13 protein-coding genes and 1 pseudogene are annotated in these 14,123 nt (G+C 54.7%); 4 read left to right on the plus strand and 10 right to left on the minus strand.

The annotated features are described in order from the left end of the window. Window positions 1–5: 5 nt before the first annotated feature. Window positions 6–989, plus strand: a complete 984-nt coding sequence (locus Pla144_RS06735) for an alpha-L-glutamate ligase-like protein (RefSeq protein ID WP_146449299.1) — start codon at window positions 6–8, stop codon at window positions 987–989. A gap of 75 nt (window positions 990–1,064) precedes the next feature. On the opposite strand, the gene Pla144_RS06740 is transcribed toward Pla144_RS06735, so the two are convergent. The 3 genes from Pla144_RS06740 to Pla144_RS06750 all read right to left on the minus strand — a co-directional run bounded on the left by Pla144_RS06740 (window position 1,065) and on the right by Pla144_RS06750 (window position 4,386). Beyond that, window positions 1,065–1,307, minus strand: coding sequence for a GlsB/YeaQ/YmgE family stress response membrane protein (locus Pla144_RS06740; protein ID WP_146449301.1), 243 nt, complete (start codon window positions 1,305–1,307; stop codon window positions 1,065–1,067). Window positions 1,308–1,920: 613 nt separating this feature from the next. Continuing rightward, a complete protein-coding gene (locus tag Pla144_RS06745; protein WP_146450418.1) occupies window positions 1,921–2,928 on the minus strand; it encodes a zinc-dependent metalloprotease family protein in 1,008 nt (335 codons plus the stop codon). A gap of 222 nt (window positions 2,929–3,150) precedes the next feature. After that, window positions 3,151–4,386, minus strand: a complete 1,236-nt coding sequence (locus Pla144_RS06750; RefSeq protein ID WP_146449304.1) for a S1C family serine protease — start codon at window positions 4,384–4,386, stop codon at window positions 3,151–3,153. 157 nt (window positions 4,387–4,543) lie between these two features. On the opposite strand from Pla144_RS06750, the gene aat reads away from it, so the two are divergent. After that, entirely contained in the window at window positions 4,544–5,200 is a 657-nt protein-coding gene (gene aat / locus Pla144_RS06755; RefSeq protein WP_146449306.1) for a leucyl/phenylalanyl-tRNA--protein transferase, read from the plus strand. A 49-nt stretch (window positions 5,201–5,249) separates the two neighbouring features. Here the strand turns inward: aat and Pla144_RS06760 are convergent, their stop codons facing one another. The 7 genes and pseudogenes from Pla144_RS06760 to Pla144_RS06785 form a co-directional block, all read right to left on the minus strand. Further along, the gene (locus Pla144_RS06760) at window positions 5,250–6,161 is read right to left on the minus strand and encodes a sugar phosphate isomerase/epimerase family protein (RefSeq protein WP_146449308.1); all 912 of its coding nucleotides are present in this window, start codon (window positions 6,159–6,161) and stop codon (window positions 5,250–5,252) included. Between the two features lie 627 nt (window positions 6,162–6,788). Then, window positions 6,789–7,247, minus strand: a complete 459-nt coding sequence (locus Pla144_RS06765) for a DUF7453 family protein (RefSeq protein WP_449240212.1) — start codon at window positions 7,245–7,247, stop codon at window positions 6,789–6,791. Beyond that, a pseudogene (locus Pla144_RS25655) lies at window positions 7,224–7,496 on the minus strand (DUF7453 family protein); the annotation flags it as partial. The gene Pla144_RS06765 and the pseudogene Pla144_RS25655, both read right to left, overlap by 24 nt. 15 nt (window positions 7,497–7,511) lie before the next feature. Further along, a complete protein-coding gene (locus Pla144_RS06770; RefSeq protein WP_146449312.1) occupies window positions 7,512–8,477 on the minus strand; it encodes a DUF7453 family protein in 966 nt (321 codons plus the stop codon). Between the two features lie 230 nt (window positions 8,478–8,707). Then, on the minus strand, window positions 8,708–9,856 hold the full coding sequence (locus Pla144_RS06775) for a trans-sulfuration enzyme family protein (RefSeq protein WP_146449315.1): 1,149 nt from the start codon (window positions 9,854–9,856) through the stop codon (window positions 8,708–8,710). A gap of 42 nt (window positions 9,857–9,898) precedes the next feature. Next, window positions 9,899–10,270, minus strand: coding sequence for a four helix bundle protein (locus tag Pla144_RS25485; RefSeq protein WP_146449317.1), 372 nt, complete (start codon window positions 10,268–10,270; stop codon window positions 9,899–9,901). A gap of 45 nt (window positions 10,271–10,315) precedes the next feature. Continuing rightward, the gene (locus Pla144_RS06785) at window positions 10,316–11,566 is read right to left on the minus strand and encodes a trans-sulfuration enzyme family protein (RefSeq protein ID WP_197530444.1); all 1,251 of its coding nucleotides are present in this window, start codon (window positions 11,564–11,566) and stop codon (window positions 10,316–10,318) included. 574 nt (window positions 11,567–12,140) lie between these two features. Between Pla144_RS06785 and Pla144_RS06790 the strand changes: the two genes are divergently transcribed. Both Pla144_RS06790 and Pla144_RS06795 read left to right on the plus strand, forming a co-directional pair. After that, entirely contained in the window at window positions 12,141–12,782 is a 642-nt protein-coding gene (locus tag Pla144_RS06790) for a glycine zipper domain-containing protein (protein ID WP_146449320.1), read from the plus strand. Window positions 12,783–12,857: 75 nt separating this feature from the next. After that, the gene (locus Pla144_RS06795; protein ID WP_146449322.1) at window positions 12,858–14,117 is read left to right on the plus strand and encodes a CinA family nicotinamide mononucleotide deamidase-related protein; all 1,260 of its coding nucleotides are present in this window, start codon (window positions 12,858–12,860) and stop codon (window positions 14,115–14,117) included. Window positions 14,118–14,123 lie beyond the last annotated feature (6 nt).

Below are 14,123 nucleotides of genomic sequence, written 5' to 3' on the forward strand. Positions count from 1 at the left end.
CCATCATGGATAATAACTCCCAACGATTTTGGGCTTGGCCTGATGAGCTAAAACGTCGCGGCATCCTCGGGATAAATCAGCGCAATCTCGATATTATTCTTGAGTGCAATCCCCGTGGGTTCTACCCACGTGTCGACAACAAACTGCTCACCAAGGAAATCTGTCAGGCCAATGGCATCCAGGTTCCCGAGACTTATTTCATCATCAAAGAGCACAGCGAGTGCCACCGCTTCTTGGATCTGGTGGGCGATCGAACCGAATTTGTTGTGAAACCCTCCAGCGGAGCCGCCGGGCGTGGGATTGTGGTGGTTGCAGGGCGATTGGGGAACAACTTCTTTACCTCCTCGGGTCGCTTGATCGAGTGGACCGATCTCAGGCATCATCTCTCGACGATCATTTCAGGGTTGTACTCTCTGGGAGGCCAGGCAGATTCAGTCATCGTTGAGCGGCGAATAGTGAGTCACCCACTGCTAAAAAGCATCGCTGTCGAAGGAACACCTGATATTCGCGTGATTCTTTATCGCGGAGTGCCGGTAATGGCCATGATTCGTCTGCCGACCAAGATGTCAGGCGGTCGGGCTAATCTGCATCAGGGAGCCATCGCCGCGGCCATTGAACTCAACACTGGTCGCACCTACGGCGGTGTATGCCGCGACCGTGCGATCAGCTTCCATCCTGATACAAGCTTCCCGATTGCTGGGATCGAACTTCCCAACTGGAAGGACGTGCTGGAAGGGTCGATGAAACTAAGCGACGCGCTCGAGATGGGTTACGTCGGGATTGATTTCGTAGTCGACGCCGATACCGGGCCAGTGGTCTTGGAAGCGAACGCCCGCCCGGGATTAGCCATTCAGTTGGCCCATCGCGAGGGGATTTTGCCACGATTGAAGTTTGTTGATTCAATTCCTGTGTCTGATCGCACGGGAGAGAATCGCTGGAATGTGATCGAATCGATCGCCACCAAGAGCAGCGATTTCTGGCGGGTCTGATTAGGCGGTGGCAGATGACTTGCGGCTGGTGGTTGGAAAGTACCTGCCGGGCCTTGCCCGTCTTATGAGTCGCATTTAAGCCCGCTTGATGACCCTTAGCAGGGCAATGAACAGGATTGCCCCTACGGTGGCGGTGATTAAACTTCCTAGCATCCCCGTAGATTCGAATCCCAATAGCCTGAAAACAAATCCACCAAGTATGGCACCAATGATGCCTAGGATGAGGTCTCCCAGCAAGCCAAAGCCGCCCCCCTTCATAAGTACCCCGGCCAACCAGCCAGCCAGAACGCCAATCAGAATAAACCAGAGCAAACTCATGCGATCTCTCCGTGTGCCGCTTTGCAGCACCGTTGTGGGGAACATTGAAAAACCCCCGCTGCTCTGGGTCGAGTCAGCGAGGGCAAAAGGAAAAATTGATTTGGGGAGGCTTGTAAACTTGAACAGGACCGTAAGTCATTGGCGTCATGACGCCGCAAACCCAATTGGGCCGACTCGGCGATCTCTCCTTATCGCTGACATTGCTTGCTCATGGCAATAGCCCGTTATCGGGCCAATAGCAGATGGCAAAGGAATGATCGGACACGAGCCCTCGATATGCTGGCGCCTTCGGCTAGGCTCCGGAAACCTGATACACGTTTACAGCCGAGTTAGATGACACAAAAAAGGAATATTACAGAAAGAAAATCCCCGAGAGACGGCCACGCAGCCATCTCTCGCATCGACTGGTCTGGCGGATCTTGCATTGCTTGCCCTCCTATAACTACGCGTGAGAGAGAGGCCTGCAACCGATCGTCGATAAAAGACACGACCGCGTTGCCCTTGCACTTTGAATTATACACTGATGGAACAATAAACACGAGTCGAATTTCAAAGCAACAAGAAAAAAGTCCTAAATCGCTGTCAATTATGCAGTTAGCGCAATTCGGAGCCTTCAGCGAAGCTGTAGTGCCATGTCCTCCCGGTTCCGACAGATGCGTTGCAGCGCGACTATCAGGGCGATCACAGCAAGAAGAAGGATACCCGATGTTGGCTCTGGAACTACTTGGCTAGTAGCACTGATACCTGAGCTACTACCGTATTGCTCCAGCCAGGCAAGAAAATCTCTCCCATCGCTGTCGCCATCCCCATCAGAATCCCCGTTGGCGTTGATGCCGAACGAGTTGCGCCAGACGGTCAAATCAGTCCCATTGACCATTCCATCGCCGGTGAAATCTCCCACAGGTGCAGCCGATTGCAGAAAAAAAGTATTCATCTGAAAGATCGCATCTATCTGAGACTGCGTGAGCTGATCGCTGGTGCCACTGCTACTCATGAGATTGGCCATGCCCGATACAGGAGTATGAGTGAGCCCCAGATTGTGCCCGATTTCATGGGCGACTACCCCGGCCACGATGTCGCGGCCCACCTGCGAGCCGGGCAGAGAGCTCCCCACGTAAACGGCGATACCATTGGCACCAATTCTGGCGATGCCATTGACCGAATTGGAACCGAGTTTCATAAAACCCGGCACGATGTCCACAAAAAACATATTGATGACATGAGAATTCGAGCTCACAACTCCCGCGGCTTGTGCGGTATTAACGATCGTATAGAGATCAGCATTGGGCCGCGTTGAGGTTGGAGGCAACAACCCCTGGAAAGCAACAGTATCGGCATAGCTTTTTACGCTCGGCATGAAGTGAATATCGATTCCCGCCTGTGCCCAGATCATGTCAATGCTCGCTTCGATGTTGGCACGCTGCACGGCACTGCCAAACAAATTGGCCTGTGGTGATCCACTAGAAAGAGAAGTTTGAATGATTTGGACGTCCACCCGGTGGGTTATGGGAAGCGCAGAATTGACAATGATGGTCGCATGAGCGACACCCACTAGATGGACTACAAACAAGAATGCCAGAGTCAGCGCAATTTGCGCACGACGATCACGTAGTTTTGCCATGGAGAGCCTCTCCTCTTAATCTGCTACTTGCAAAGCATTGGGTTCCGGCACCAATGCGGCGGACATGAGGCTCGAATTATTCCAGAAAACTGAGGGTGTTGCAAGTTTTTTTCTCGCCAGCATTGCCAGCGTGGAGAATCCGTGGCAATCCTTATCAGGCGCAAACCTATGCGCTCAAAAAGGGATTTGCATTTGTTTTCGCTCTCACATCCATGCTAAGAGCTAGAACGATTCGTCCTGCGGCCGAGCACCTACTGTCACTCGGACGGTGAGTCTTTGTGCTCCGTCACGATACTGGCGGACTAGGTCCACTGGTACGCTCGAGCCAATCGGCGTGGCAGCAATTGCGCGGCTTAGCAATGTGGGATCCGAATATTCCGTGCCGTCCCAAGTTAGCAGCACGTCTCCCAATTCGATGCCGGCCTCTTGGGCAGGCGTATCCGCTCGGATGTCAGCGACTAGAACCCCTTGATCTTTTTCCAAGCCAAGCAAGCGTGCCACTGGATCGGGGACCTGTCGGGGACCTACGCCTAAGTAGCCCCTCTCCACATGCCCCACTTTGCGAAGCTGTTCGTAACTAGCCCGCGCGATCGAGCTCGGAATCGAAAAGCTGATGCCTTGATAGGTGCTGCCGTAGATCGCCGTGTTGATGCCTATGATTTTACCCTCGACGTTTACCAACGGACCACCACTATTGCCAGGATTAACGGCGGCATCGGTTTGCAAAAACTCTTGATAGATGGAACTTCGATCCGTAGAGACCCCTGGGTCGCGAGCAGTGGTAATCCCACGTCGATTCTTGGCACTGAGGATTCCAAAGGTAATGCTCTTCTGGAATCCAAAGGGGCTGCCGAGGGCCCATACCCATTCTCCAACATTCAGGTTGTCGCTATCTCCCCACTGGGCGGCATGCAAATCATCAAGTTCTGTTTTTAGGACGGCAACGTCAACTAAAGGGTCACTACCGATGACGCTCGCCGGTCCGCGGCGGCCGTCGCTCAATTGGATCTCCAGCGAACCGACCCCTTCGACCACATGGTAGTTGGTAACAATGTAACCAGCCTCGTCAACAATCACCCCAGCACCCTGCCCCATGTCTCGCCCACGATGGGTGCGAATATGGACAACGCTGGGGCTGACATAATCAAACAGCATCCGCGAAGCGTCGTTGAGTTGCATCAGATCAAGCTGATGAATATTGTCGCTGGCGACATCAAACTTGGCTCGCTCCTCGGCCTCGACTAAGGCATATTGAATGCGTCCCACAAAAGAAGGCGCGATCAACAGTGCCAAGAGTACTCCAAATATCCACAGCAAGCGACGCAGTCGCTTGAGATCCTTCTGCGTAACCAGTTGATCGGCAGGCAGATCTCTTGGCTTTGTTGGGGAGGGGAGTTGCACGGCGAAGTCGGCTGCCGACACAACACCGATTTCATGATCAGACGGTTCTTGGTACATAGAATAGGAACCTGTGGGTTGCTGCCTTAGTTACTGGATTGCATCTCAAGCACTCAGCAATGGGCTTAGAGATTTATTATACTAGTTTTTTTGAGTTTGTATCCCAGCCACGGACATTCAAGAGTTATCTTCCACCTTAGCTTGCTGCTTTTTTCCCATGCCTTCGAAGTTTTTCCCAAATCCAGCAGAATCTTCCTCGGATGGCCTCGTTGCTGCCGGAGGTGAACTTACGCCAGATTGGCTGTTGGACGCTTATCGCCACGGGATTTTTCCTTGGCCGATGGAAGATTTTGAGCCCCATGTGTGGTGGTCGCCTGATCCGCGGGCTGTGCTACCACTCGATGGATTTCGAGCCTCAAAGCGACTCCTGCGGCGAGTTCGCTCTGGGCAGTTTGCCGTCACCTTTGACAAGGCTTTTGGTGATGTGATGTCCGGCTGCGCATCAGGTCCCGGGCGTGAAGGAGGAACCTGGATTACGCCTATCATGATCGACAGTTATTGCGAAATCCATCAGCTCGGCCATGCACACAGTGTCGAAGTATGGCGGGCCGACCAACTTATTGGCGGCGTATATGGTGTGTCAATCGGAGGACTGTTTGCCGCCGAAAGCATGTTCCATCGTGAACGGGATGCTTCAAAGGTCGCGCTCTACCATCTAGTCAAACATCTCAACGATCGCGGATATCAATTACTCGACGTCCAGCAGTGGACTCCTCACACGGGCAGCCTGGGGGTCATTGAAATCCCGCGGCACGAATACTTGGGAAGGTTGGCGGAAGTTGTCGATTTACCTGTGACCTTTGTTGATACCTGAAACCATCAAGTCATTCCCGCGCAGGCGGGAATGACGGCAACGCACGTTCCTACGCGATCAACGGTCGCAGCACGTTGTGGCTAATCGCGAGCGATTGCAGGCGCCTCTCGACCGAGCCTTCAAAAGCTTCGTCTTCCACTTCCACACAGACGGCACCGTCGAAACCCACGTCGGTAAGCGCCGCGATCCACTTACCCCAATTAATGTCCCCCAGTCCGGGGATTTTGGCCGTGCTCCGCTGCATGGGTACGACGAGCGAACCCATGTCGTTGAGCTCGTCGCGATTGACTCGCATGTCTTTGGCGTGGGTGTGAAAAATACGGCTGCCGAATTCTTGAATCGGGGCGATGGGGTCCATCAACTGCATCTCCAAATGCGAGGGATCGTAATTCAAGCCGAAGTTCGGCGACGGGATCACCTCAAACATCCGTCGCCAGATGGCGGGGGACCGTGCCAGGTTGAGTCCAGTTGGCCAGGAGTTCTCAAAAAGCATCGGGCAGTTCTCGATGCCGATGCGAATATTCTTATCCTCAGCATGCTTCACAAGTGCAGGCCACACTTCGGCAAACTTCTTGAAGTTTTCTTCCAACGAAAGTGTGTGATTCGCCCCGACAAAGGAATTCACATTGCCCAGCCCCAGTTTCACGGCAGCGTCAATCACTTTCGGAATATGTTCGCACGCTGCTTTGGCTTGCTCTACATCTGCGGACAGAGGCACCGAATAGTATCCCAGCGCAGAAATGCCGACGCGATACTTTTCGCAGAGTGCCAGTACATTATCCGCTTGAGCCTGAGAAAACTCCGTCACGTCGATGTGCATCACGCCACCGTGCTTGCGATCAGGGCCACCTGGTGGCCAGCACATGACTTCGACGCAGTCGTAGCCGATGTCGCTGGCATGGCGGAGGACCTGTTCGAGGGAAAGATCACCAAAAATTGCGCTAACGAATCCGAGTTGCATGGCAGGATGTGGCTGGTGGTTTGTGATTGGTGATCTTTAAGAAACTAGACTCAAGCGAGAAAAAGAGTTCACTTCTGACTAGCGACTAGCGCCTTACAGCTAGCTACTCTCTTCTCTCGACTCAAATCATAACAAATCGGGTGGCACGAGTTCTACAAGAATACTTGGGCCGAATCGTTCCGTGTAATGATGTATTACGACGATACAGTCGGTGAGTTTTTTCCCGGCTGTTTTGTCGAAAACATTTTTTACAAAACAAAACCTCGGAGCTTTTCCCTTGTTTTACAGTGTTTGTCAGAGAGTTTTGTAAAACAAAACCCTCGACTCCCCCCGACAAAATCCCCCAGGGCTCTGAGCCGCCTAGCGATAGCCCCCAGTTTTTTTACTGTCGGTGCAAAAGAACAGGTCGCTAGCGCGATGCGGCTGATTTGGCAGAAGATTTCCCGCCCGCTGAACGAGCGGACTACAATCTGCTGCAAACACTATTATCTCGAATCGGGTGGCACAATTTCTACAAGAATGTTTGGGCCAAAAGCAATTTCGAGTGGCGAGTTCCGAGGCGCGAGAAGTAGGGTGGGCCTTGCCCACCGAAATGATTCGAGTGAATTTTGGTGGGCGGTGCCCACCTTAATTTCTATTCCGCCGGCGGAGCAGGGTCGGCAGGCAGAGGGCGACAAGCGTCGGGGTGGCGGGCTCGGGAATAGCGACGCGGTTGGAGACGAACACTCCCGAAGTGCCATCGGTAAAGGTAGCCCCGAACGCGAGCTGGCCGCGGTCGTTGAAGCTCGACGGGCGACCGTCCTCGTTGCCGGTCTTGGAAACGAATCTTAGTTGAAAGATCGTCCTCAGGTCGTCAATCAGAGGGTCGTCGTTGACATCGATGAGGTCCCCCTCCCGCACGATCTCGACGAGCAGTCCGTCGAGGGTTGTGGCGTAGATGCCAATGTCATCAGGAAAATTCACGCTCGAGATGGACGCACTGAAAGCGGTTTGCCCCATGGTGTTAAGTACGAGGGAGCCTAAGTCAAAACTTCTGAATACGACTCCGGGGTTGGCGCCGGGGACCTGGTTGCCCTCACGGGCCACCTCGGCCAGATTGCCACTCCCCTCGCTGTAAATACCCTCGTCGTTAAAGGCTCCAGCACCGATGAGGCGGCTGTGGAACGCGGTCTGCCCTGCAGAATTGATCACAGGGTCAAAGAAGTTGAAGAACACGACACCGGGGTTGGCGCCGGGGGCCTGGTTGCCCTCGCGAGCCACCTCAGCCAGTGTGCCACTCCCCTCGCTATAGATGCCAGTGTTGTTTAATCCGTTCACGCCCGGGCCAGTGAGGACGCCGAAGAAAGCAGATTATCCCGTGGCGTTGAGTACGGGAACGCTACTGATCCCGAGGTTACTGCCGAAGCCGCTGAACACGACGCCGGGGTCGGCGCCGGGGGCCTGGTTGCCCTTGCGGGCCACCTCGGACATTGTACCGCCCCCCATGCTGTAAATGCCGGAGTCGTTAGTCGAATTTACTCCCGAGCCGGTGAGGACGCCGCTGAACAAGGTCTGTCCCGTGGCATTGATCACAGGGATGTTAAAGCTGCTGAACTCGACTCCGGGGTCGGCGCCAGGGGCCTGGTTGCCCTCGCGTGCCACCTCAGCCAGTGTGCCACTCCCCCCGCCGTAGATGCCAGAGTTATTCGCTGAATTCACTCCCGTACCACTGAGAGTGCCGATGAATGCAGTGTTTCCCGCGACGTTGAGCACGGAGAGGTTGAGGAAGCTGAGGCCGCTAAACACAACGCCGGGATCAGCTCCGGGGGCCTGGTTCCCTGCACGGGCCACCTCAGCCAATGTGCCACTCGCATCGCTATAGATGCCGATGCCATTCGTCGAGTTTACACCCGGACCAGTGAGGAAGCTACCAAACGCGGTCTGCCCAGCGGCGCTAAACACGGGGGAACGGAGGCTGCTGAACACGACGCCGGGATCAGCGCTGGGTGCCTGATTGCCCTCGCGAGCCACCTCGGCCAACGTGCCACCCCCCTCGCTGTAGATTCCGAAGTCGTTCGTCGAATTCACGCCCGCACCGGTAAGGAGGCTGAGGAAGGCGGTCCGACCCGAGGCGTCGATCATGGGGGCGCTTGCTTCTAAGACAGAGCTTCCGAAGCTGCTGAACATAACGCCAGGGTCAACGCCAGGGACCTGGTCCCCGGAGAGCGCGACGGTTCGTAGGTCGCCGTCGGCTTGGGCGGGCAGGGCCAGACATAGCAAACAAGCTAATTCGGTCGCTGTAAAGCAGACGCGGCAGGGGTGTGAACCGAAGAGCATTTCAAATTCTCTCTTGGATTTTCCCGCATAGAAGCGGGGAGCTCAGGGCAAACGTCTGGTTGCTATTGTATCCGCTGGAGTTCACATTCGTGATTAGATTTTGGCCATTTTTGGCATATTTTCTCGTGTGTTGGTCCGGTGAGCGCTCCCCTGCGGGTTGCGGCTAAACTCGGGTGGGGCGGCGATGGACTCAAAGTGGCGTAGGGTGGGCAATGCCCACCCTACGGGCGTCAATTAATCGTTTCAAAAGATTGCTGCAAGTCGGCTTGCAAATCTTCGAGCGCCTCTAATCCTACTGAGAGCCGAATTAGCCCATCGGTGATGCCGTGTTTGGCTCGGTCGGCGGGGTCGTAGCTGGCGTGGGACATCGAGGCGGGTTGTTCGATGAGGGATTCGACCGCGCCAAGGCTCACGGCGAGTTGGAATAGCTTGGTGGATTGGACGAACTGTTTGGTTTGCTGGAAATCGCCGTTGAGTTCGAAAGTGAGCATTGCCCCAAAGCCACCCGCCATCTGTTTCTTGGCAACTTCGTGACCCGGGTGATCTGGCAAACCAGAATACAAGACCCGTGTCACTTGAGCGTGAGACTTGAGCCACTCTGCCAATGCGAGGGCTGTGCGACTCTGCTCGCGGACTCGCAGCTCCAGTGTCTTCAAGCCGCGCGAACACAAAAAGCATTCGAGCGGCCCCATGATTGCCCCTGTGGCATTCTGCACAAAGTACAGCTCATCGCGAAGCACTGAGTCCCGCATGACGAGTGCTCCCCCCATGAGATCGCTGTGTCCGCCCAGATACTTGGTCGCCGAGTGCATCACGATATCGGCGCCTAATTCTAAGGGTCGCGTCAGCACAGGAGTAGCGAAGGTGCTGTCGACTCCCAACAGTACGCCATGCTCGTGAGCGATCTCTGCACAAGCTGCGATGTCGGTAATAGACATACGCGGATTGCCGGGCGTTTCGATCCAGACCAATTTCGTGGCTGGAGTGATCGCGGCTGCGAGGTTTGTGGGATTGGTCGTATCAACCAACGAAATGGTGACACCCGCTCGGTTGGCCACTTTGTGAAACAACCGGTAGCTACCGCCATAGATGTCGCTTCCTGCAACGATGTGATCTCCCGAGCGAAGCATGGCAGTAACGCAGTGCGTGGCAGCCATGCCGCTGGCGAAAGCAAGTGCCCCGCTGCCTCCTTCGAGCGAGGCCAGCGTGGTTTCCAAAGCCTTGCGTGTGGGGTTACCACTGCGTGAATAGTCGAACTCGCCCCAGTCACCAGCGCCAGGTTGCACAAACGTCGAAGCAACATGAATAGGCGGCACCACCGCCCCAGTAGTGGGACAGCGTTCATTGCCGACGTGAATAGCGCGAGTTCTAAACTGCATAGGGAGGAAGTGAGGGGTGATTAGTGATTGGTGAAAAGAAGGTTAGCCTTCTGAGAGTTTTTTTCGCAGAGAACGCCGAAATCCGCTAAGCAGTCGCGCAACTGTTTCACTTAGTTTTAGGTTCTCGGTCGTCACCTCTTTCTTGACATAGTTGCGCCTCTGAGTGATTAAGATCAGGGTCCTTAATTCGGATAAAGAGCCTTGAGCTATAGCAAGGTGTCGAAGTAGGTCTTTCGTGGATTCTCTTCCACAACCTTCCGCAATATTTGCGGGAACCGAGACCGAAGCACGTTGCATCTGACTTACCAAGCCAAATCGCTCCGAATCAGGCAGTTGATTGGTGATACCATAAATTGAGTCGACAAGATCCATTGCACGTTTCCAGACTTCCAAATCCTCGTGCGAGTGGACCATGCCAGAAACCTCTTTGTCAATTCACTCCTCACCAATCACCAATCACTACCGTTGCAACGCTTGCTTCAGATCCGCTATCAGATCCTCGCTGTTCTCGATGCCGCAGGAGAGGCGGATCATGTTGTCGTGGATGCCGAATTCGCGGCGTTCTTCGGGGGTGCATTGGTAGTAGCTCATCACCAAGGGTTGCTCGATGAGGGACTCAACACCGCCGAGACTCGGCGCGATTCGCGGGATCTTCACCGCATCGACGATGTTGGCCGTCTCGCGCCAGTCGGCATCCTTCACGAAGAACGTAATCAGCCCGCCAAAACCGCGCATTGTCTCTTGAGCGATTTCGTGATATGGGTGCGAGGGTAAACCGGGATACAAGACCCGCTCGATGCGAGGATGGTTCTCCAGGAACTCGGCAACTCGCTGGCCGTTCTCGTTGTGCCGCTGCATGCGAAGCTCAAAAGTTTTTAAGCCGCGCGAAAGCAGGTAAACATTTTGTGGACCGTTGATAGCACCCATGATGCCGCGGAGTTTGCGGACTGGTTCGAGTTTGTCCTTCTCACCGATCACGACACCTGCCAGCAGATCGTTATGACCTCCCAAATACTTCGTAGCCGAGTGCAGCACGTAGTCGATCCCCGCGGAGATGGGACGCAAGTTGTAGGGCGTGGCCAACGTGGCATCGATCAGTGTCTCGACCTTGTACTCCCTGCCTATCTGAGCGAATCGCTCCAGGTCGACGCAGCTCATATGGGGATTCGTCGGGGATTCACTCACCAGCAATTTGGTATGCGGGTTAATGGCTGCCTCCATCGCCTCATAATCGCAGGCGCGAACCTGCCGTGTCACCACACCAAAACGCGAGAGGTGCTTGGTACAGAACTCACGACTGCGATGGTAACATTCGTCAAAGAAAATTACCTCGTCGCATGCGCTCAACTTCGTCATCAAGAGGCCGACCATCGCGGCCATGCCGCTGGAATACAACACAGCATCCTCGGCACCCTCGAGCGCGGCCAGTTTACGTTCGACCACCCGTTCGCCCGGATTGCCGTAGCGACCATATTCCTCCCGGGTCTGGTTTTGCTCGATGTAGTCGATTACCGCTTGAGTGTCGGTAAAGGTGTAGGTCGAGGCGCAGAAAATCGGATCGGTGATCGAGTCCCCTGGCTTTTGCCGAGCTTCGCCGGCATGAACGGAGAGAGTCGAGAAATCTTCGCCGAAACCTTCTAAGGGTTCGCGAGGTGTATCGTCCGATGATCCTGCACGCGTCGGAGGGATAGACATTTCAACGTGACTCATGGTTTTCTTGTTGGGCTGGGGTTTGAATTATCCTCGCGGCCACTTTCAATTACGCACTGGCAATAACGCGCTGCCAATAAAAAAAGCCGCACATACTCTCGGTAAATGCGGCTTGAAAAAGCAAGCTTCGTCAAATTGTTGCTACCGGCACCACAATCCAAGTTGGATATTCCCAAATTAGATATTCCATGTGCCAGCAGGCTTGTGTCACTGGCTCTTTAGCAGTTTCGGCTGCAAGCGGCCACAAATCCCGAGTTGATTTAAGTTTACGACTGGACGGCTTTGAATGCAAGCTGTTTTGACCATTGCAGGGAAAAACTGGGTACAAAGGAAGAAATAGAACACGGATCAACGCTGTTTGGGCGGATTTTCGCAGAACTAACTGAGAGCGTTGATCCGCGCTTCATCCGCTAAATCCGTGTTCTTCCGCGCCCTATTCCCTCTTCTTTGACTTTATTGCCGCAACAAAGCTGCTATCAATTATTCGCTGACCTTGACCGACTATCGGTAGCTTGAGACGATTCCCGCCCCGTGTTTCTGTCCCGTTTCTGGAACTACCACAATTGGTGTCGTCATGCGTGAGCAAATTGCTTGTTGGCATTCGGTCGCAATATCTAGTTTAGCTTTTGCCTGCGTGTTCACACTCGGTTGTCGATCGCCTTACTATGCCGATCGTGGGGCCGGGCTCGGTGCTTTGGCCGGCGCGGGTGCTGGGGCGATAATCGGCGACGCCACTGGAGGCAACGCCGGAACTGGGGCATTGATCGGTGCCGGACTCGGTGCCGTCACCGGAGGTGTTGTGGGTTCCGAGATGGACGCCATGCAGGCGCAGAACCGCGCCGAGATCGCCGCTCAATTGGGACGCCAAGTGCCCGTTGGGGCTGCCTCGATCGATGAAGTGGTGTCCATGACACAGTCGGGAGTCGATCCATCGCTTATTCAGAATTATGTTCGCACATCTGGCATGGCACGACCTTTGACTGCTGCGGATGTAATCTATCTCCACAATCAGGGAGTAGCCACGAACGTGATTCAAATCATGCAAACTCCACCGGCACCGGTAGCCATGGCCCAAGGACAACCCGTGATTGTAGAAGAACATTATTATGGTGGCCCCGGTTGGGGACCACCACCCTGCTGGGGCCCCCGCTACGGTTATCACCACGGTCCTCGCTGCGGACCATCGACGAGCTTTGGGATCTCGGTGGTGAAGTAAGGAAAGGAGTGGTTGCCATATCTGGCAACATGTCGCCCCTTCCCAATTCCTCTCTGACCCGCAACACTGCTCAGTATGCGAGCAGAAGTCATTTCCATCGGCGACGAGATTACCACCGGCCAACGGCTTGACACCAATAGCCAGTGGCTCAGTCAGCAACTTACTCTACTTGGCTGCGAGGTCGCATTTCATACGACAGTCGGCGACGAGCTTGAAGACAACATCGCTGTGCTGTGTGTAGCCATTGAGCGGGTCGAGGTCGTGGTGATTACTGGAGGTCTAGGACCCACTGCTGATGATCTTACTCGCGAGGCGATCGCCGCTGCCACGGGAACCACGCTGGTTCGAGATGCCGCTTCGCTTGCCCACATCGAACATCTCTATGCCAGTCGCGGGCGTGAGATGCCGGAGCGAAACCAGGTGCAGGCAGATTTCCCCGAAGGTTCGCGACCGATCCCCAATTTCCACGGCACGGCCCCGGGAGTCGAGATGTTGGTCCCGCGTACAGGCCGCGAACCCTGCGCCCTATTCGCTTTGCCGGGGGTACCGGTTGAAATGCACGAAATGTGGTCGCATACGGTCGCTGAAAGAATCAGTCAACTTCAGCATGAGCTGACCGTAATTCGACACCGCCGAATCAAGTGCTTTGGACTTGGAGAAAGCCAGCTTGAAGCGATGCTCCCGGATCTGATTCGTCGAGGCCGAGAGCCGAAGGTGGGAATTACTGTCAGTGATGCGACGATCACACTGCGAATTACAGCTACCGCCGATCGTGAAGAGCACTGTTATGCTTTGATGGAACCCACAATTGAAGTGATTCGTCAGTCGCTGGGAATTGTTGTCTTTGGAGAGGAAGACGATGAACTCGAGCATGTCGTCTTGCGATTGTTAAAAGAACGAGGGAAGACCCTCGCTGTGGCTGAATGGGCTACAGCAGGTCGAATATCGGAATGGCTCACCGCGGTAGACCAGCACGCCAATCATTTTGTCGGTGGAATGACGATTCGAGATCGTGCCGAGTTAGATTCATTGGTGGAATCGACGAATGTGGCAGCAGACGCCGAAGACTGCGATGCGACTGTCGCGTGTGCAATGGCTGAAGAGGTAAGGCACCGATTGCGCGCCGACTATGGATTGGCGGTTGCGGCGTACCCAACCGATCCCTATCAGGCTGATTCACACGTCTGTGTTGCACTCGCTTCGGCAGAGCGAACTCACAAATGGCGTTTTGGGTGCGCTAGTCACCCAGCAATTCTCCAAGCCCGCTCAGCTAAGCAGGCACTGAATGCCCTTCGGCTCGAGTTGCTCAAGGATGCCAGGGATGACGCTTCATAGCCTGCC

It is taken from the genome of Bythopirellula polymerisocia, from assembly GCF_007860015.1.
Taxonomy (GTDB): Bacteria; Planctomycetota; Planctomycetia; order Pirellulales; family Lacipirellulaceae; genus Bythopirellula; species Bythopirellula polymerisocia.